The sequence below is a fragment of the Streptomyces triticirhizae genome (assembly GCF_003696235.1).
Taxonomy (GTDB): Bacteria; Actinomycetota; Actinomycetes; order Streptomycetales; family Streptomycetaceae; genus Streptomyces; species Streptomyces triticirhizae.
The window spans coordinates 22,147-38,850 of the sequence record NZ_RFFJ01000016.1; the positions used below are offsets into that span (position 1 = coordinate 22,147).

General features: G+C 73.2%; 21 protein-coding genes. 9 read left to right on the forward strand and 12 right to left on the reverse strand.

Annotation, left to right across the window (positions count from 1 at the left end; translation table 11 throughout):
• Positions 1–7 precede the first annotated feature (7 nt).
• From EBN88_RS05320 to EBN88_RS05355, 7 genes are all read left to right on the forward strand, one after another.
• Positions 8–277, forward strand: coding sequence for a hypothetical protein (locus EBN88_RS05320; protein ID WP_122182628.1), 270 nt, complete (start codon positions 8–10; stop codon positions 275–277).
• 76 nt (positions 278–353) lie between these two features.
• Positions 354–875 (forward strand): hypothetical protein, encoded by a 522-nt coding sequence (locus EBN88_RS05325; protein WP_122182629.1) that lies wholly within the window; start codon positions 354–356, stop codon positions 873–875.
• The gene (locus EBN88_RS05330; protein ID WP_122182630.1) at positions 872–1,264 is read left to right on the forward strand and encodes a hypothetical protein; all 393 of its coding nucleotides are present in this window, start codon (positions 872–874) and stop codon (positions 1,262–1,264) included. Before EBN88_RS05325 ends, EBN88_RS05330 begins: the two co-directional genes overlap by 4 nt.
• A 251-nt stretch (positions 1,265–1,515) precedes the next feature.
• Complete coding sequence (locus EBN88_RS05335; protein WP_122182631.1) at positions 1,516–2,292, forward strand: hypothetical protein; 777 nt, start codon at positions 1,516–1,518, stop codon at positions 2,290–2,292.
• Positions 2,293–2,344: 52 nt separating this feature from the next.
• Entirely contained in the window at positions 2,345–2,614 is a 270-nt protein-coding gene (locus tag EBN88_RS05340; protein WP_122182632.1) for a hypothetical protein, read from the forward strand.
• Positions 2,611–4,617, forward strand: coding sequence for a hypothetical protein (locus EBN88_RS30155; protein WP_147472647.1), 2,007 nt, complete (start codon positions 2,611–2,613; stop codon positions 4,615–4,617). The genes EBN88_RS05340 and EBN88_RS30155 overlap by 4 nt, the downstream gene beginning before the upstream one ends.
• On the forward strand, positions 4,547–5,068 hold the full coding sequence (locus EBN88_RS05355; protein ID WP_233580477.1) for a DUF6431 domain-containing protein: 522 nt from the start codon (positions 4,547–4,549) through the stop codon (positions 5,066–5,068). The genes EBN88_RS30155 and EBN88_RS05355 overlap by 71 nt, the downstream gene beginning before the upstream one ends.
• A 492-nt stretch (positions 5,069–5,560) precedes the next feature.
• On the opposite strand, the gene EBN88_RS05360 is transcribed toward EBN88_RS05355, so the two are convergent.
• From EBN88_RS05360 to EBN88_RS05370, 3 genes are all read right to left on the reverse strand, one after another.
• Positions 5,561–6,142 (reverse strand): hypothetical protein, encoded by a 582-nt coding sequence (locus EBN88_RS05360; protein ID WP_122182636.1) that lies wholly within the window; start codon positions 6,140–6,142, stop codon positions 5,561–5,563.
• A gap of 1 nt (position 6,143) precedes the next feature.
• On the reverse strand, positions 6,144–6,707 hold the full coding sequence (locus EBN88_RS30160) for a hypothetical protein (RefSeq protein WP_147472649.1): 564 nt from the start codon (positions 6,705–6,707) through the stop codon (positions 6,144–6,146).
• 86 nt (positions 6,708–6,793) lie between these two features.
• Positions 6,794–7,378, reverse strand: a complete 585-nt coding sequence (locus EBN88_RS05370; RefSeq protein WP_147472650.1) for a hypothetical protein — start codon at positions 7,376–7,378, stop codon at positions 6,794–6,796.
• Positions 7,379–7,532: 154 nt separating this feature from the next.
• Here EBN88_RS05370 and EBN88_RS05375 point away from each other — a divergent pair, with 154 nt between their 5' ends.
• Positions 7,533–8,075: a GNAT family N-acetyltransferase gene (locus EBN88_RS05375; RefSeq protein WP_122182639.1), complete on the forward strand. Its 543-nt coding sequence runs from the start codon at positions 7,533–7,535 to the stop codon at positions 8,073–8,075.
• A 21-nt stretch (positions 8,076–8,096) separates the two neighbouring features.
• Here the strand turns inward: EBN88_RS05375 and EBN88_RS05380 are convergent, their stop codons facing one another.
• From EBN88_RS05380 to EBN88_RS05405, 7 genes are all read right to left on the reverse strand, one after another.
• Positions 8,097–9,731 carry an asparagine synthase-related protein gene (locus EBN88_RS05380; RefSeq protein WP_233580478.1) on the reverse strand — a complete coding sequence of 545 codons (1,635 nt, stop codon included), beginning with the start codon at positions 9,729–9,731 and terminating at the stop codon, positions 8,097–8,099.
• Between the two features lie 83 nt (positions 9,732–9,814).
• On the reverse strand, positions 9,815–10,084 hold the full coding sequence (locus tag EBN88_RS05385) for a hypothetical protein (RefSeq protein ID WP_122182641.1): 270 nt from the start codon (positions 10,082–10,084) through the stop codon (positions 9,815–9,817).
• 27 nt (positions 10,085–10,111) lie between these two features.
• Positions 10,112–11,239, reverse strand: a complete 1,128-nt coding sequence (locus EBN88_RS05390) for a phosphoenolpyruvate carboxykinase (ATP) (protein ID WP_122182642.1) — start codon at positions 11,237–11,239, stop codon at positions 10,112–10,114.
• Positions 11,236–12,132, reverse strand: a complete 897-nt coding sequence (locus EBN88_RS05395) for a lactate/malate family dehydrogenase (protein WP_233580474.1) — start codon at positions 12,130–12,132, stop codon at positions 11,236–11,238. The genes EBN88_RS05390 and EBN88_RS05395 overlap by 4 nt, the downstream gene beginning before the upstream one ends.
• Positions 12,133–12,158: 26 nt before the next feature.
• Entirely contained in the window at positions 12,159–13,421 is a 1,263-nt protein-coding gene (locus EBN88_RS05400; protein ID WP_233580475.1) for a phosphotransferase, read from the reverse strand.
• A gap of 121 nt (positions 13,422–13,542) precedes the next feature.
• Positions 13,543–13,749, reverse strand: coding sequence for a hypothetical protein (locus EBN88_RS30165; RefSeq protein WP_147472651.1), 207 nt, complete (start codon positions 13,747–13,749; stop codon positions 13,543–13,545).
• Complete coding sequence (locus EBN88_RS05405; protein ID WP_122182645.1) at positions 13,746–14,165, reverse strand: ATP-binding protein; 420 nt, start codon at positions 14,163–14,165, stop codon at positions 13,746–13,748. Before EBN88_RS05405 ends, EBN88_RS30165 begins: the two co-directional genes overlap by 4 nt.
• A gap of 181 nt (positions 14,166–14,346) precedes the next feature.
• Here EBN88_RS05405 and EBN88_RS05410 point away from each other — a divergent pair, with 181 nt between their 5' ends.
• Positions 14,347–15,609, forward strand: a complete 1,263-nt coding sequence (locus tag EBN88_RS05410; RefSeq protein ID WP_147472652.1) for a helix-turn-helix domain-containing protein — start codon at positions 14,347–14,349, stop codon at positions 15,607–15,609.
• On the opposite strand, the gene cutA is transcribed toward EBN88_RS05410, so the two are convergent.
• Both cutA and EBN88_RS30170 read right to left on the reverse strand, forming a co-directional pair.
• Positions 15,610–15,933 carry a divalent-cation tolerance protein CutA gene (cutA, locus tag EBN88_RS31565; RefSeq protein ID WP_233580476.1) on the reverse strand — a complete coding sequence of 108 codons (324 nt, stop codon included), beginning with the start codon at positions 15,931–15,933 and terminating at the stop codon, positions 15,610–15,612.
• A gap of 125 nt (positions 15,934–16,058) precedes the next feature.
• Positions 16,059–16,685, reverse strand: coding sequence for a hypothetical protein (locus tag EBN88_RS30170; RefSeq protein WP_147472653.1), 627 nt, complete (start codon positions 16,683–16,685; stop codon positions 16,059–16,061).
• Positions 16,686–16,704: the final 19 nt, after the last annotated feature.

Here is a 16,704-nt window from a genome sequence, read left to right on the forward strand (position 1 = left end):
CAGCCCCATGCCCCACCGCTACCGGTGCAACCAGTGCCGCACCACCTGGCCCGAGGGACCCCGCGGCCAGGCCGAGGGCGACCGCGACCGGCACCGCCGCCGCACCCACGACGGCGGAGCACCGGACGCAGGCGACGCCATCGACTGGCGCCCCGTCACACCGCCGTCCGAGCGGGTCAACTGGGGGGCCGTCATCAAGTTCGTGGCGTTCTTCGCGCTCCTGGTGATCGCCAACAAGCTCTGGCCGTACATCGCCCCGCATGTGGGCAGCCGGTAGCGCCAACCCGCCGCCCGGCCCGCGCGCCGCACCGCCGCCGGACCCCTGACCCCAGACGACCGAGGAGGACACCCTGATGACCCGATGGATAGAGGACCCCGCCCTGGAGGCCCCGGACGGCCACCGGTGGGTCCGGCCCGCACCGGACGACTGCCCGGCCTGCCCGTGCCACACCCTGCGCACCTGCGAGGGGCACCAGTGGCACCTGGCCACCCCGCCCGCCTACGGCGACGGCGCCCCGTACACCGAGCCGTGCCCGTGCGAGCAGGCCGCCACCCCCGAGCCGCGCACCATCACCGTGACGCTGGGCGGCACCACCCGCACCGTGCCGGTGAACCTCCACCGGCGTGGCTGGCTGCTCGGTCAACTCACCACCGCCGACGGCCGGGACGGCGCCGTGTTCGCCGCCGACGTGGACGGCCGCACCGTCCGCGTCCGCGCACGGTTTGAGCCCGCCACCGACGGCACGCCCGCCGCCGACCGCTGCACCGACTCCGCCGGCACCCAGTGGGTGCTGGCCCGCCGCGTCAGCCACGGCGCGCAGTTCGGCACCATCACCGGATGGGCCGACCCCACCACCGAGGAGACGACCCGATGACCGCCATCGTCCGAGGAACCGCCACGGCGCCGATGTACGCACAGGGGATGCGCAACGCTGCCAATTCCCTGGCGCACGGCACGCTCCCCGCCGACGGCTTCCCCGCCGTGGAGTACATCGGCGACGTGTACGACACGGTGGGCAGCCTGGACGGCGTCCTGGGCAGCCTCGGTCAGTCCCTGGAGCAGCTGGGCGCGTTCGTGTCCCGGGAGTCCTCCGGCGGCCGTCTGCGGCACGACCAGGGCCAGCACCCGCACGAGACTGCGGAGGAGGCCGCGGAAAAGCTGGAGGAGGCCGCGCGGCTGCTGGCCGACGCCCGCCGCGCCCTCGGCGCCAGCCACTCCGCCCTGGGTCACCTGGGGACCGCCGACCCCGGCCCCGTGGGCTGACCCGCGTCTACGCCGCACCGTGCCGCGCCCCGTCCCCGGCCCGCACCGGGTGGCGGGGCGCCGCCATGTCCGCACCCACCGCCAGTCGAGGGCCGCACACCTCGGCGCAGGAGCACACCCCGACCCTGTGTGCGTCATGTTGACGCACATGCGCTGAGTTGACATACTCAGAAATGCGAGCGGCGCCCCGGTGGTCGAGACCGGGACGCCGTGCCGGACCGCCACCCGCTGAGAGACAGGAGAAAGCCCGGATGACCACCACGGTAACCCGCCGCCAGGCCACCATTACCCGCGTCCTGGAGCGCGCCGCCGCCAGGGAGGCCGAGCACGCCCAGGCCGTCAAGCTGGCCGACCGCGCCGAGGCCAAGGCCACCCGCCTGGCCGCCAAGGCCAAGGGTGCCGCCGACACCGCCAAGGAGGCCGCCAAGGACGCCCGCTGGCTCACTCGCCGCGCCGAGGCCGCCGGGGTGGTCCTGCTCGCCGAGGAGGCCGCCAAGGCCAACCGGCTGGTCGCCCGCCTGGCCGTCAAGGCGACCCGGGCCAAGGACGCCGCCAAGGAAGCCCGCGCCGAGGCCCGCCGCCTGCGCACCGCCGCCCGCCGTGCCGAGCGTGCCGCCGCACACGCCGCGTTCAAGGCCGCCACCGTCCTGGCCACCACCGTGGAGCGCATCACCCAGCAGGTGGCCGAGCTGGACCTGGCCCCCGCCGAGCCCGCTACCGAACAGGCCCCGGCCCCCGTCATGACGGACGCCGAGCTGGAGGAGGTCGCCGAGCGGTTCCAGGCGAACGACGCCCAGGCCAAGGAGCTGGCCAAGCTGGCCGACGCGGACAAGGCCCTGTTGCGCCGCGTCCTCGGCGCCGGGCAGCGCGGCCGGGTCACCGGCCACTACTCCAACACCGGCACCCACCTGGACACCCAGGCCGTGGCCGTCCACTACGCCGCCCGGGGCTTGGTCCCCCCGCGCAAGACCAAGCGCCCCGCGTACAAGCTCACCGTTTCCCCGGCCGCCGACACCGAGGCGGCCTGACCGCCCCGGCCCCGCCCGCCCTGGGCGGGGCCGGCCACCCGAGGAGAACCCCGTGCCCGCCACGCCCCGCAAGTCCGCCACCGCCCAGGCCGCAGCCGCCAAGAAGACCGCCACCAAGACCAGCCCCCGCCGCAGCGTCTACGTCCACGCCAGCGTGTGGGACGCCGCCGACCAGCGGTGCGCCGAGACCGGCGACGCGGCCAGCATGTCCGCGCTGATCACCCAACTCCTGCGCGGCTACGCCGCCGGAACCATCCAGCTGACCGCCGTGGGCACCGCCCCCGCCCCGCCCACCAGCAGCACCGAGGAGAACACGCAGTGACCGCCCGCCGCCGCTACACCCCCGAGCTGCTGGCCGCCGCCGCACGCGGCGCCTCCATCCACGAGTCCATCACCGGCCACCCTGTCGCGTACGACCCGCGCCACCGCAACGACGGCCAGCCCTGGGTCCAATACGACCGACAGGGACGGGAGTTCGCGCGCTACACCGGCCGGGAGTGCCACGCGGAAGCAGACCCCGGCCCCTGCGAGACCGAGCAGGCCGCGCCTGCTCCGGTCGGACGCCGGGACCTGGTGGAGGCCGGGCGCCTCGGCGTCGAGACCCTGACCGGCGGCACCCAGTGGGCCACCGCAACGGTGGAGTTCCCCAACATCGGCCGAGGCGGCAGCAGGCGCCGGGCCTGGGTGCAGGGCTGGGCATCCGCGTTCAACGTCCGCGCGGAGCAGCCGGTGGCCACCATGCGCCATGACTGGGGCCTGATCTACGCCGACGGCGGCAGCTGGTACGACGTGCACACCCTGGACCCGCGACGGCTGCGCGTCACCGGCCGCCCCGCCGACGTGGCCCGCTACCTGTCCGCCCTGCCCCGAGCCTTGGAGCGCGTGGAGCAGCTGGCCACCCGCGCCGCCTGCGACTGCGGCCGGTGGCTGCGCACATCGGCGCACGCCGAGGGCTGGACCGAGTACATGGACGCGGACGGCCTGCGTGCCGAACGCCGGGCGTTCCGCCGGGAGGTGGCCGACCTGGTGGCCGCCGGACTGTCCGTCATGCCGTCCCGCTTTGACGCCGAGTTCTTCCCCGTCTACGACGACACCGCGCCGTGGCGGCAGGCCGACCGCATCGCCCGGGAGCTGTCCCTGGAGGCGTACGCCCACGTGACCGAGCTGGTGGACCCGGCCGGGCGGGACCGGCTGCTGGAGGCCGCCCACCACATCGGCGGCGCCCACGCCGTCATCCACGCGGCCGAGGAGGAGCGGCTGCGCTCCGTGCCGTCCGCCGCCGAGGTCATGGCCGAGATTCACCACGGCAGCACCTGGGACCCGTTCGCCGTCCCCGCCGACGCCGACGCCGTCCCGGCCCCCGAGGTGGACATGGACGCCGCGCTGGCTGCCTGCCACACCGACGCTGAACGCCGCTCCGTACTGGCCGCGTTCGCTGCGGAGGAGGACGCCCTGGAGCCCTCGGTGCCGGACACCGTGGCCGAGCTGCTGCACCGAGCCGGACCGTCCGAGCAGGCGCTGGCCGAGATCGCACCGCTTACCCCTGCCGCCCGTTGCGCCGACGCCACGGGGGCGGCCACCCACCGCCCCAGTCGTTACGCCCACACAACAGGACGGGGCCATGGCGCGCCGAACTGTGGAGAACTGGTTACCTACCGGGCAGATCCCCGGGGATGCGCCGATGTTCCACCCGGCCGACACGGAGCGGTCCGTGGACCCCGAGGAGCTGGAGCGGCAGGCCGAGCAGGCCGGGCCGGTGGAGCGCGTGGAACTGCTGACACGGGCCGTCGGTGCCGCACGCAACCCGCTGGAGCGGCTGCGGCTGCTGATGCTCGTATCGGACGCGGCCGGGCGGGCGGCTCACCACGTGGCCGGGAAGGCACGGGACGGCGCGGGGATGCCGGAGGGCCGGTGTTGAGCGGCACTCAAGATGCCGATGTCGCGGGCACGGATCGGGCGTTGAGTGCCCCGATGGGATCGGCCGGTGGATTGGTTCGTTGGCGGCGGCACCTTGCCGAAGAAGGGAGCCGTCGAGCCGGAGCCCACGCCAGGTCCGGGACACGGGAGGAACTCGTCGGCACGGTGCCGGTAGCCCGGAGGCGGGACGGGGCTCTTGCGCCCGGTTGGTGTGGAGGGCCAAGGTGCAACACGAGCTGCCCCTTTCCATGCTCGGCCGCGAGGCCGCAGCCTGACGGGATGGACGATGATCGAGGTTGCGGACGCGGCGATGGCCCGCGAGGCGTTGTCCCGCCGGATGCTGCGCTGCCCGGACTGCGGCGCCGCTCTCAAGCCCTGGGGCCAGGCCCGCCCCCGCACCGTCCATGACCTCGGCGGACACGTCACGGTGCGGCCGGATCGCGCCCGGTGCACCGCCTGCGGCCACACGCACGTGCTGCTCGACGCCTGCCACCTGCCCCGCCGCGCCTACACGGTCCGCTTCCTCGGCCAGGCCCTGGCCGGCGCGGTACGCGGGCACGGACACCGGCAGATCGCTGCCGAGCTCGGCGCCCCGGAAGGCACCGTGCGCGGCTGGCTGCGCCGCGCCCGACGCACCGCCGAGCAGCTGCGCGTCATCGGCGTCCAGGCCGTCGTCGCCCTCGACCCCGACGCGCTGCCCACCACCGACCGCGGAGATCCGCTCGCCAACGCCATCGAGGCGCTGGTGGCCGCCGCCGTGGCCGCGCACCGCCGATTCGGCCACGGCCCTCGCGAGATCTGGGCGCAGATCGCGCTGCTCACTCGGGGCCGCCTGCTCGCGCTCGCCCCGGCAGGCTGAGCCGCCGACGCCGTTCCCGGCTACCGCCTGCCCGAACACCGCCATCGACGCGGCCGGACAGCTCGTCGCAGCGACGACGGAGCAAGTCCTACGCATCCGTGCGACACCTTGCCGACGACAGCGACACCTTGCCGACGATCCCGTCCGATTCGCCGGAATCTTCATCGGCACCGCGAACGCCCGCTTCGTTGGCATTTTCAGCGCCGGGCAACAGGCCGGGCCGCCTCCTGGGACGCCGTCGGTACGGCGGCCGGACTGGACCGCTCCACCGCGTACCGGCAATGGCACGGCGGCCAGGCGTTCAACTGGTCCCGCAGGCCCGAGGAGTACAACAGGGCGGCCGGAAGCCCCGGACGACCGCCGTAGTGGACAGTGAGTGACCGAATGGCGCTAAGCTGTCACTGAGCGAAGTTGTGGCAGACAGGGCCGCCCTACCGGCACGCCGGGGCGGCCCTGTTCCATGCCAAGGGCACCAAGGGCGTACCGGTGCGATCATCGGCCCCGCCGGGCGCGCCGCACCTTCCCCATGGCGCCGACACCCAGCGCGGCCTCCAGGTCCGCCGACTCCTCGGCCAGCCGCGCCGACCCCACCTCCCTGGCCCGCTCCTCAGCCTCCCGTCTGCCCTGCTCCGCCTCGGCCAGAGCCTCCTCGGCGACTCCCCGCGCCTCCTCCTCGGCCGCCGCCAACTCCACCGCCGCGTCCGCCTCGGCCCGAGCAGCAGTCAACTGCCGCCGCAGTTCGGCCACCTCCTCCTGGTGGCGCCCGGCCTGCTCGGCCTGTTCCTGCTCCGCCTGCCGCCGGACGCAGTCGGCGGCCTCGTCGGCCAGCTGCTCGGCCTCAGCCCGCAGCCGGGCGGCCTCCTCCTCGGCGCTCCTGCGCGCCGTACGCTCCAGGCCCAGCTGGTGCTCCCGTTCATGGAGGCGCCCCTGGACTGCCTCCAGCTGGGAGGACACGCGGCCCAGCTCCCGCTCGGCTGCCTCGGCCCGGCCCCGATACTCCCCGGCCTCCCGGATGATCCGGGCCATGTCCGTCGCCGAGGGCAGCGCCATGGGCAACGGCACCGCGCGGACCACGTCACACCCCCGCGACCGTCGGCGCGGCGGCGCCGTCCACGCCGTGGAGCCGGTCATAGGTGCGGCCCCACTGGTGCGCGCAGTCGTCGCACACCGGCACCCGGCGCTCCGGCGTCGGCTGGAGCGGGGCCGGGCAGGACAGGCATACGGCGGGCCACGGTCGCACCCGGCGGGCCTCCTCCTCCCGCTTCTGGACGGCCATGGACTCGGCCGCCTCGGCCAACCGGGCCACCAGGTCGGCCTGGTGTGACCACGGCTCCACCGGCGCCAAGATGCCGCCTCCTCCTCCGGCCGTGGTGCGGAACTGCTGGACCGCCCCGCCGACGGCGCGCAGCACGCTGTCCGGGCCGACCGCTTCCATGGCCTCGGCTGCCTGCTCGCCGTGCCGGACGCGGACGGCCGACACCAGCACCGCCTCCGTACGGCGCAGCCCGTCACAGGTGGGGCACACCCTCCAGGAGTACGCGGTGGAGGTGGCCAGGAACCGCCCGGCGGCCGTGGACCCGCCACACATGTGACAGGCGGTGTCCGGCACAGCGCGGGCGTAACGGGATGCGGTGGTCATCGGCGGGGCCTCCTCGGCAGGACCCCGGCGGGGTCCAGGTAGACGGTGTTTCGCGGCGTGGAGCAGCGACCGCAGGCGCCGGCACCTCATGACCCCACCACCGCCCGGGAAGCGCCGGGCCAGGCGGCCCGGTCGGCATCAGTGAGCAGGGCGCGCAGCTGCTGGCCGTCCAGGCGCTCACGTCGGCCCAGCCAGTACGCGACCCGCAGCACTGCGGGCCAGCGGGCCAGCAGGAGCTGGGCGGCCGGAACCACCCCGGCCTGGGGCGTCAGTCCGTACTCAGGCTGGGCGGCGCACGCCTCGGCGGCCTCGGTGCAGTCGTCATCGGCACCGAACAGGTCGGGGTCCTGCCGGAGTGCGGCCAGGTCGGCGGTGGTGCCGCGCCGCTCCAGCCACAGGTACGCGGCCTGGGCGCCCGCCGCCCGGACGATCAGGCGGCCGAGCAGGGCCAGGCGGGACCCGTCGGCCAGCGGCTGCGGGCCAAGCTCCACATACCCCAGACGCTTGTCCTCCGGGTCGTTGAGGGTCAGGCGGGCGCCGAGGACGGGGACACCCAGGCCGTCCGCAGCGATCACGTGGCCCGCTTCGTGGACACACAGCAGCTGCCGGTACAGCGCAGGCGTCAACCCCAGCACGGTAACCACGTCGTCGCAGTCCGTCAGCATCGCCACGCGGGACATGATCCCACCCCGGACACGCCGAGGGCTGCGGCGACGTTGGGCAGGCCATCCGGCCACGCCCGCCGGCCGGTCGCGGTGACACCGCCAAAGGATCTCCGGCACCGGCTACGGTGAGACCCCGCCCGGACCCGAAAGGATGCCGCCCATGTTCGCAATGCGCCCGGCCACTCCCGCAGATCAGGACGGTATCGCCCAGGTAGTGCGCGCCCGCAGCGTGTGGCTGGAGGAGCGCGACATGCCGAGCTGGCGGGAGGCCGCCGACTCCATCGCCAGCCAGGCGGCTGACCCGAACTTCCCCGTCTGGGTCCTGGTGGAGAACGGGGACCGCGTGGTGGGGTGCACGTCCCTTTTCGAGCAGACACCGCCGCTCGGCTGGACCGAGGAGGAACAGGCCGAGAGCGCCTATTTCCTGGCCACGTCGTGCACTGACCCCGCGTATCAGTGGGCGCGCCCCGGCACGCTGATGGCCTGGTGGACCGTCGATAAGGCCGCCCAGGAGGGCCGGGCCTGGGTGCGCCGGGGCTGCACGTATGAGGGCCTGGTGCGCTACAACCAGGCCCAGGGGTTCCACGTGGTGCGCACCATTGAACGGGAAGGCATGGAGCTGCGGCTGATGGCCCGCCGCGCGGAGACCATGCCGCAGCTGGGCGACATGTTCGCGGGAATGGCGACGGCCCCCAGCCGGTGAGCTGGAGGCCGTCGCCTCGGGTCAGCAGTAAATGTCATCCTCGTCTTTCTCGGGCGGCGGTTCCGGATCGGCGCCCGAGGAGACCACCACGGCCATGGCGTCCTCCCTCGGTCGGGCCAGCATCGTGCGGCAGGCCATGTGAAGGTTGAGCACGTCGTACAGGTCGGCGTCGTACAACTCGGCGTAGACACCGCTACGGAGCCGGTCGCAGACGGAGGCCAGCCCATCAGGGTTGATCAGGCCCGCGTCTATCAGTGGGGACCCGTCGGCCAGCATCTGGTCCGCGTACGTGAGCGCAGGGCCGGTCAGCGCGCGCTCCATCACCGGCGCGAACGACTCCCGTAGCTTCGGCTCGGCGACTTCCTCCCCGAGACCGAGCGCGCGGAGCCGGTCCCGATGCAGCCGCTTGCGGGACCGCCACGGCCGGGGCAGCCACTCCCCGAATTCGATCAGGTGCGGGTCCGCGAACGGGTGAACGGGCCAGACCCCGGCTCGCAGCGCCAGCGGCGCGAACGTGGACAGGCCGAACAGGGTCATTTCGTTGACGACGCTGGCGGGCGCCAGGCCCTCCTCGGCCTCCTCCAGGGCCTCCACGGCGGCCGGTCCCATCCACGGCTGAACGGGCCGCCCGACGCCCACCGGGAGGCTGGCCGCCTCGGCACTGGTGACCGCCACCATTTCGTCCCCGCCAATGCCGGTGACGACCGTACGGACCCCGTCCTGGGCCAGCGCCTCCAGGAGCGCCGTCGTGGCCTCGGCGTAAGGCTCCTCGTACGGACTGACCGGCTGGCCGTCCGCCCGGCACCCGGCAGACCCCAGCGGTAGCCAGTCGGCGGCCTCCACGGTGGTGTCCTGTGCAGCGAACGGAAGGTGAGCGCGCATCAGGTCCCGGCGGTGGCGCTGCTGCTGTCCCTCGGGGCCGGGCAGCAGGATGGCGGAGGTTCGGACGCGGCCCGGGTGGCGCTGCGCCAGGTAGGTGGCCGTGACGGCCGAGTCCATCCCGCCGGACACGTGGGCGCTGACGGCGGCCGGATCGTAGGCGCGGCCGTCCATGACCTCCGCCAGCAGCTCTTTGTATACGCCCAGCACGTCGGCGCCCGGGGCCAGTTCGCGGGCGCGGCTGTGCCGTGCGTCGTCCGGCATCCGGAAAGAGAGCCGCCCGTGCGACCAGACGGCGGTGGCCCGCTCGGTCAGCCGGTAGATACCGGTGAATGCGGTCTCCGTGCTGTAGCGCAGCCGCAGGCCGAGCAGCCGGGCGGCCTCCCGTATCTGGATGCCGTCGGCCCGCAGCTGCGTCATGTCCCACGACCCGGCCAGGCCGTTGGCGTCGGCGGTCAGATATACCGGCGCGACGCCGCCGAATCCGGCGGTCAGCGTGGTGCGGTCGGGGGTCGTCTCCATGACGTGCGTGTCCAGCGGCCACCGGCCAGCAGCGCGGCGGGCCTGGTCGTACTCGCCGGTGGTGAGCTGGCGCAGCCCGGGGCCGTCGCCAGGCCGGCCTGGCTGGCGCTCACGGACCACGATCAGGGTCCGGGTGCCGTCGGTGACGGCGCAGTGTTCCACGGCCGGGTGGGCGTACGGCTCCAGCCAGCTGGCCCCCTGGCGATATCGCGTGCCGTCCCACTGCCACGTACCGGAGTGGGCGGTCAGGTGCATGGTGAGCACGGTTCTCCCTCGGTGTCGGAAGCGGGACGGGCGGCAGCGTTGTGCTGCCGCCCGCTTCGGGGTGCCGCGCGTGCTCAGACCTTCATGGTGTCGTACGAGTGCTGAGTGTCGGAGCTGCCCGCCTCCTTCTTGTACTCGTACCGGTCGGCCATGCCCGGAACCGTGTGGACGGCCCGGGTTGCGAACAGGCGGTCAGCCCGGTTGACAGGCAGTGCAGGGGCGATGGTCGGAACGTCGTCTTCCACGTGCGCCTCCAGAGTGTGCTGTCGGTTCTTCCGGTAGGGACCGCTCCAGTGGAGCGGGTGGTGCACCGCCTCGGCGCCGTTCGGCTGGGCCGCTGGCATGGGGCGGCAGTCTCATGCCCCGCCTGGTCAGCCGGCGGTCAGCTTGACCAGGAACGCAGCGGCGGCCTCCACGTCGTGCCCCAGGACGACCGAGTGGTGGGGCAGCGTGGCCAGCAGCCGGGCGATTTCCTGGCGGGCTTCGGCCGTGCCGCCGCCATCGACGCGCGCCAGCTCGAACACGTCGGGGTATCGGTCCTCGGTCTTACCGCTCATGAAGTCGCCTTCGCTCAGCGTCCGCCCGTCCCCGGCCAGGCTCGGAGTGGCGCCGGGCTCGATACGAGGGAACAGCAACGCGGCGGCCTGCCCGCCGGTCGCCAGGTCCAGCCCGAACCAGGTGGGGAACTGGTCGGGGAACACCTGCGCCTTCAACTCCCGCTTGCCGTCCCACAGCGGTTCCCGACGCCCGGCCACCAGAGCGTCCGTCACCCGCTGGTCCTGGGTGGGGTGCAGCGACTCCCCGGCCTCCAGCCGCTCCCTGGCCACGTCGAACCAACCCAGGGCGTCCAGCAGCCCCAGACCGAGCGCAGCGGCCGAGGGCCAGGGCAGCACGTCCACGCCCCCGGTGGCGTTGACACGGACGAACACGCGGTCGTTCGCCAGCAGCTCCCACCCGTGACGGGCGGCCAGCGCCACGGCGCTAGTTGTCTTTCCCGCACCCTTGGACCCGAACGCCAGGATCACCCGGCCGTCCAGGGCCACGGCCGAGGCGTGCAACACGGACCAGCCGGAGCGCAGCAGCACCCCGCGCATAGCCTCTCGTGCCAGGCGGGCGGCGGCGATGGCTACCGGCTCGGTGTCGCACCCCACGATGGCCAGCCGACCATTGGCGGTCTCCGAGCGGTACGCCAGTCCCTCCTCCGGGGAGACGGCCGTGATGACGCCCTCCGCGTCGTCCCGGGCCACCAGAGTGTGGGCCTTGGCGTACGTGGTGCTCGTGTGCGGCGCCTGAGTCACGGCCAGCGCCGCGTCCGCGTACTGCTGAGCGTCCACGTCGGCCACAACCAGCGGGGACGCACACACGCTCTCCGGGGCTACGTCCACAGCGTTCCACCACGGGCCAAAGTAGCGGCGGGACCAGTCGGTGACGGCTTGAGTGGAGGAGAGCACGGACACGGCCGCGTCGGCGGCCTCCAGACGGGTGGCGTAGGTGGTCACGGGGTCCTCACTATCGGAAGCGAACTGGATGGGGTACCGCGTAACGCCAGGTAGGCGGCGCGGAGTTTGGTGTGGGCAGTGTCGAGCTGGCGGGCCTCGGTGTCGTCCAGGGCAGGCAGGCACGGTATGGGGTGCCCGGAGGTGAACCGCAACGGGATTCCCAGCCACCCGTCCCGGTACGGCGCGGACAGCTCCACCAGCCCGTTCTCCAGGCCGAGCGCCAGGCGCAGCGCGGTGACGACCGCACCGGCCGGTCCAGAGCGGGTGCGGCCGATCCCGGCGTTGATCCGTCCGGGGCGCGTGGCCAGTTCGTCGCGTACCTGCTGGAGGGGGACTGGGAGAGGGTGGCCGTTGACGCGTGTGGCTGAGGCGCACACCACGGCGGCGTCCCCGTGCTCCCCGATCACGTGGCCGTCCACGGCGTCCAGCGGTACGTCCAGCAGGCGGGCCAGGGTGAGGCGGTAGCGGGCGCTGTCCAGGTTGGAACCGATGCCGAACACCCGGGCGCAGCCGGAGAACTCGGCGAATAGGCGGGTCATCAGGTCCACGGGGTTGGTGACCATCAGTACCGTGCCCGTGTAGCCGCGCAGCTCAGCGCCCAGTACGCGGATCACGGGCGCGTTGGCCTGCGCCCCGCCCATGCGCATGTCGGTGGCGTTCGTGTTGGAGAAGCGGGCGCGGACGGCGATCACTACCGCCTGGCAGTCCACCAGGTCGGCGACGGAAGCGGCGTAGGGCCGCACGGGAGAGGCAACCGCCGCACGCATGTCGTCCAGGTCGGCCACCAGCGCGGCGGCCTGCTCGATGGTGCGGGAGGCGACCAGGAGCCGGGCGCACAGCCCGGAGGCCACCAGTGCCCCCGCCACGGCCTGCCCGACCGCCCCAGCGCCCACCACACCGACCGACGCAACCGGGGGCGTCACGGGGTCACCGCCACGGCGTGGGTCAGAGCGCGCTCCCACACGCTGCGCGCATCCGCACTCGTCGCCAGATCGGCGCTCACCGCCTCCACCAGGGCGCACACCGCCCCGGCCCGCTCCACCAGCGCCAAGCCGTAGCCGGGCAGCGGCAGCGCGGCCGGCGCGGACAGATACGTGGTCAGGATGTTGGTGGTGTCCATCAGCCACAGCGTCAGCAGCTCCCGCAGCCACACCCGCCGCGCCCGGCGGGGCAACCGCAGCGCCCGCGCCTCCTCGAACTCGCCGAGCCCTTCCACGACCTGGCGTGCTGTGGCGGCCCCCGGTTGGCGGGCGGCCAGGAACAGCACGGTCCGGCTGAGCAGCTTGGCCACGTCCACCGCTGGCCCCGCCCGCAGCAGGCCAGGGTCCAGTAGCACCGGCCGCCCCTCGGGGCCATCTGGGAACACCACGTGCTCCGGCTTGAGATCCCCGTACGCCAACATGGTGCGCGGCACCGGGGGCAGCGCCATGCGGAGCCGGTGCAGCCGCGCCACGGTGCGGCGCAGCAGTTCCACCACCTCCTGGCGCTGCTCGGTGTCGCACCGCTCGGCACCCAGGCGGTCCACGTACACCGCACCCGACAGGCCGTTGAACTTACGCAGGAACGTCCCCGCGATGCTGCGTTCCCCGATCGCCCCGGCGGACCCCAGGCGGCGCGCGGCGTCCGTGCGGTGCAGCGGGCGCAGCTCGGCCAGCGACAGCGCCAACAGCTCCGCCGTGTCGCCGGGGTGCACCAGCAGCAGATCCCCCAGGGACGGGCCGGTCACCGGCTCGGTGAACATCACCCCGCGCTCCACCCCGGCCAGCGCGCATACCCGGGGACGCTCCATGGCGGCCAGGAGCCGCAGCTGGGCGGCCTCACGCTCCAGCAGGCCGTCCGCCCGTGCCTCGTACTCCCGTTGCGCCTGGAGCACGTTGGACCAGTTGCCGCACGCGCCGCGCAGCAGCGACACCAGGGAGACGCCCAGGATCGACACCTTCGCGTACAGCGTGCGGTCGCCCACCCGGGCGCGGTGTACGTAGCTGGTGACGCTGGGCACGTGCTGCTCCAGGCACACCGGCGCGTCGGGCCACAGGTCGGCGGTGGCTCGGTGGATCTGCGCGGCGGCGTGCACGAAGACCTCCGCAACGCTGGGCCGGGTCAGCAGCTCGCGCAGGGGTGGAGCGGTGGGAACGTCGACGGTCACGAACGCCTCCTCGGGCTTGGCTTGCTGTCCGTGCACAGCCCGCGCTCCAGGGGCGGAGGGCGGGGCGCCTCCCTCCCCGACGGGGGACGCGGGGAGGGAGGCAGTCAAGGCCGCCCCGGCTGCGGGGTGTCTGGTTCATCGCAGGCGAGGCGGCAGCTCACGGCGGCGTGCCGCCGGGCGCGCGGGGTGGGCAGTGGGGAGCGCACACCCACAGGCGGAACAGGTGGCCTCGGTGCCGCGTCTCGCCCCAGATCCGGCCTCCTGCGCCCAGGGGACGGGCACAGCGGGCGCAGTCCATGGCCATCTGCTGCCGGGGCTGGAGCCGGGCTATCTCCGGCAGGCTCTCCGTGGTCTGCTCGGTCATGGCTTCACGTCCGTCCGCAGCTCCGCCCACACCCGTTTCCCCCAGCGCAGCAGGTCAGTTCCCCACCGATCCGAGAGCGCTTCCACGACGATCAGGCCGCGCCCGTCGGTGTCGGTGCCGGAGGCCGTGCGCGGATCGGGCATGGTGCGGGACTTGTCCACGACGGCCACCCGGACCCAGTCCGGGGTGGGGCGGCTGATGGTCACGCGCATGTGCCGGCACCCGGTGTGCCGGACGGTGTTGGTCGCCAGCTCGGAGACGATCACGGAACTGTCCTCGGCCAACTCGTCCAGCCCCCAGGCGAGTAGCGCTGTCCGGACGAGTCGGCGGGCGGCCGAGATGCTGGCCTCTTCGCACGGCAGAGTCTCGCTGTAGCCCGGGTGCCCGGTGGGGCGAGCGGAAGCGGTCACAGTCATCAGAGCCTCGTCAGTCGTGGGCGAAGGGCCGTGTCCGCGCGCTGGGCAGCGGGCACATACCTAGCCAACGACCAGGCGACTGGAGCCGGGAGGGCCGGGAAGGGGTGCGTTTTCTGGCGGGGGGCCAGTATGGGGGGCCAGGATGAAACCCGGGATTGTGGAAGAGACTTGGGGACAGCGCATGATGAGTCCGGACGGCATCGGCCACCTGCTGCGTGGTCTCCGGGAGCAGGCCGCGCGCACCAGACGGGAGCAGGCCGAGCACCTGGAAGAGGTCAGCGGCCGATTCGTCGATCCGGAGAACATCAAACGGTGGGAGACGGAGAAGCGGCTGCCCATCCCGGACTGGCACCCCGCGATTGCCAGGGGGTACGGGATTCCTGTGGATGCGGTCCAGCGGGCAGTGGCCGCCAGCCGCCGGTATCGGAGGCTCGTGTCAACATCGGTATTACTGGAGGACCCGGAGGAGGTTGACCCCGTGGAGCGACGCACATTCTTCGGCGTCTCGATGCTGGCCGCTGGTATCGCCACCGAGCCATGGGGACGGCTCGCCGCTGCGGTCGCAGGTCCCAACGTGGACAGCGAGATCACGGACAAGCTGGTGGCCAAGACGGCGGACCTGTTCGTGACCGAACACCACCTTCCCGCGCGGCTCCTGGCCGACCGGCTTGGCGGGCACCTGGAGACCCTGACCGCGCTGATTCCCCGCTCCGGCCCGTACCGGCAGGCGCTCACCGTGGCGGCCGGAGAGACGGCGGCACTGGCGGGGTGGGCCGCTTACGACATCGGCGACATGGACACCGCCCGGCACTACTACAAGACGGCCGCGCTGGCCGGCCGCGAGGCTGGGCACCCGTCGGTCGTGGCCCTGGCCATGGGCTACGCCTCGTACGCCGTCGCGCCTGACAAGGCCCGGGAGATGCTGGCCGCCGCCCAGGAACACGTACGCGGCGCCGGGTACGCCGCCGCCCGCTCCTGGCTGGCCGCCCGTGAAGCCGAGGAGGCCGCCGCCATCGGCGACCGGGAGGGCGCGGTGCGCTCCCTGGACAGGGCCACCACGGCGTTCGACTACGCCAACCCCGACGCCGAACAGGCGTGGATTCGCTTCTACCAGCGCCCCCGGCTGGACTCGCTGATGGTCTCGACCTATGCCCGGCTCCGCCACCGGGATCTGGAGCAGTCCGCCCAGGACGCGCTCACCCACCTTGGCGAAGACGATTCCAAGGTCAGGATCGCGGTCCTGGCGGACGTGGCCACCGGCTACGTGGTGTCCGGCGACGTGGACCAGGGCGTGGAGGTCGGCAAGCGGTTCGTGAAGGCCGCGACGGACACGCCCACCACCATGGGCCGGGAGCGGCTAGCCTCGCTTGCCGGACTGCTGCCCGCACAGCACAGCGCGGCGCGGGATCTCGCCGAGAACATCCGCGCCGCGCTCGCCGTCTGATCAGCCCTTGGCTGTCTCCTCGCTCACCCACGACAGGTAGGCGTCGCTCCCGTGGGTGACGGGCGTGGCGATGATCTCCGGTGTGTCGTAGTCGTGCACCTGCTTGATGTGTGCCTCCAGCTCCGGGTACCGCTCGGCGGTCGTCTTGTACAGCACCCGCCATTCCTGGTCGGTCTGCACCGCGCCCTCCCACCGGTACACGCTGGTGATCGGCCCGTCGATCTGGGCGCAGGCCGCCACCTTGGCCTCCACGGCGCTGCTGGCCAGCGCCTGGGCCTTCTCGGCGGCGTCGGTCGTGGTCAAAACGGTCAGGTACTCGGCCACGGTGGTCTCCTTCGTCAGCGGCTCCTGGGACCGTACCCGGAACGTCAGCGCCCCAACGGACCCAGCCCAACGTGACGGAAGGGGTGGGCCGTTGCGTGCGAGCGATGCGCAGGGGGCGGAGGCGCCTATGTTGCGGCGGCCTGATCGGTGGGGTTGCTGTTCAAGTACGCGCTGGCCTTGGCCGTGAAGACGCCGACCTGGCGGCGGAGCGCCCGGTGTCGCGTGGCGCATGTCCCAGGCTCCTGCGTCTCGGCCTCATGGAGCGGCTGGCCCTCCTCCGCGAACAGGGTGCCGCAGTCTCTCAGCGCAGCGTCCAGCTGCTCCAGGGCCTCCTCCACGCGCTTGGCGTCGTCCGCGATGTGGCCGGGACCTTCAAGACGGACCACGGCCAGGGCCAGGCGGACGGGGTCAGGGTCGTTGGCGTCATTGATACGACGCCGCCAGTTCTGCACTGTGGGGCCGTCCAACGGAGGGCCGCCCTCGGTCTCGGCGCGCGCCGCCTCCTCCAGCTCAGTGGCGGGGGGAAGAGCGCTGCCCGTTTTCACGAGGTGGGCGTAAAGGGCGGTCAATGCCTCAGCGTAGGCGGTGCGCTGCGCGTTGTGGCGGGCGGTTTCTATCGGTGCCAGCCGCGTGGCAGTGCTGGTGTTGCGTGAGCCTGCGCGGGCCGCGCGGGCGGCTATCGCTGCCGCAGCGATAGAGGCGACGGCCGCTAGGACGGCCACGCTCAGAGTGATGATCTCGGGTGTCTTCACGGCCCGACACTTTCCCACC

What these genes read in the sequence shown, in the direction of transcription:
- EBN88_RS05375 (WP_122182639.1), top strand. Translation starts at nt 7,533, where the DNA reads ATGTTCGCAATGCGCCCGGCCACTCCCGCAGATCAGGACGGTATCGCC.
- EBN88_RS05355 (WP_233580477.1), top strand. Translation starts at nt 4,547, where the DNA reads ATGCTGCGCTGCCCGGACTGCGGCGCCGCTCTCAAGCCCTGGGGCCAG.
- EBN88_RS05320 (WP_122182628.1), top strand. Translation starts at nt 8, where the DNA reads ATGCCCCACCGCTACCGGTGCAACCAGTGCCGCACCACCTGGCCCGAG.
- EBN88_RS05410 (WP_147472652.1), top strand. Translation starts at nt 14,347, where the DNA reads ATGATGAGTCCGGACGGCATCGGCCACCTGCTGCGTGGTCTCCGGGAG.
- EBN88_RS05335 (WP_122182631.1), top strand. Translation starts at nt 1,516, where the DNA reads ATGACCACCACGGTAACCCGCCGCCAGGCCACCATTACCCGCGTCCTG.
- EBN88_RS05330 (WP_122182630.1), top strand. Translation starts at nt 872, where the DNA reads ATGACCGCCATCGTCCGAGGAACCGCCACGGCGCCGATGTACGCACAG.
- EBN88_RS30165 (WP_147472651.1), bottom strand. Translation starts at nt 13,749, where the DNA reads ATGACCGAGCAGACCACGGAGAGCCTGCCGGAGATAGCCCGGCTCCAG.
- EBN88_RS30160 (WP_147472649.1), bottom strand. Translation starts at nt 6,707, where the DNA reads ATGACCACCGCATCCCGTTACGCCCGCGCTGTGCCGGACACCGCCTGT.
- EBN88_RS05380 (WP_233580478.1), bottom strand. Translation starts at nt 9,731, where the DNA reads ATGCACCTGACCGCCCACTCCGGTACGTGGCAGTGGGACGGCACGCGA.
- EBN88_RS05385 (WP_122182641.1), bottom strand. Translation starts at nt 10,084, where the DNA reads ATGCCAGCGGCCCAGCCGAACGGCGCCGAGGCGGTGCACCACCCGCTC.
- EBN88_RS05405 (WP_122182645.1), bottom strand. Translation starts at nt 14,165, where the DNA reads ATGACTGTGACCGCTTCCGCTCGCCCCACCGGGCACCCGGGCTACAGC.
- EBN88_RS05325 (WP_122182629.1), top strand. Translation starts at nt 354, where the DNA reads ATGACCCGATGGATAGAGGACCCCGCCCTGGAGGCCCCGGACGGCCAC.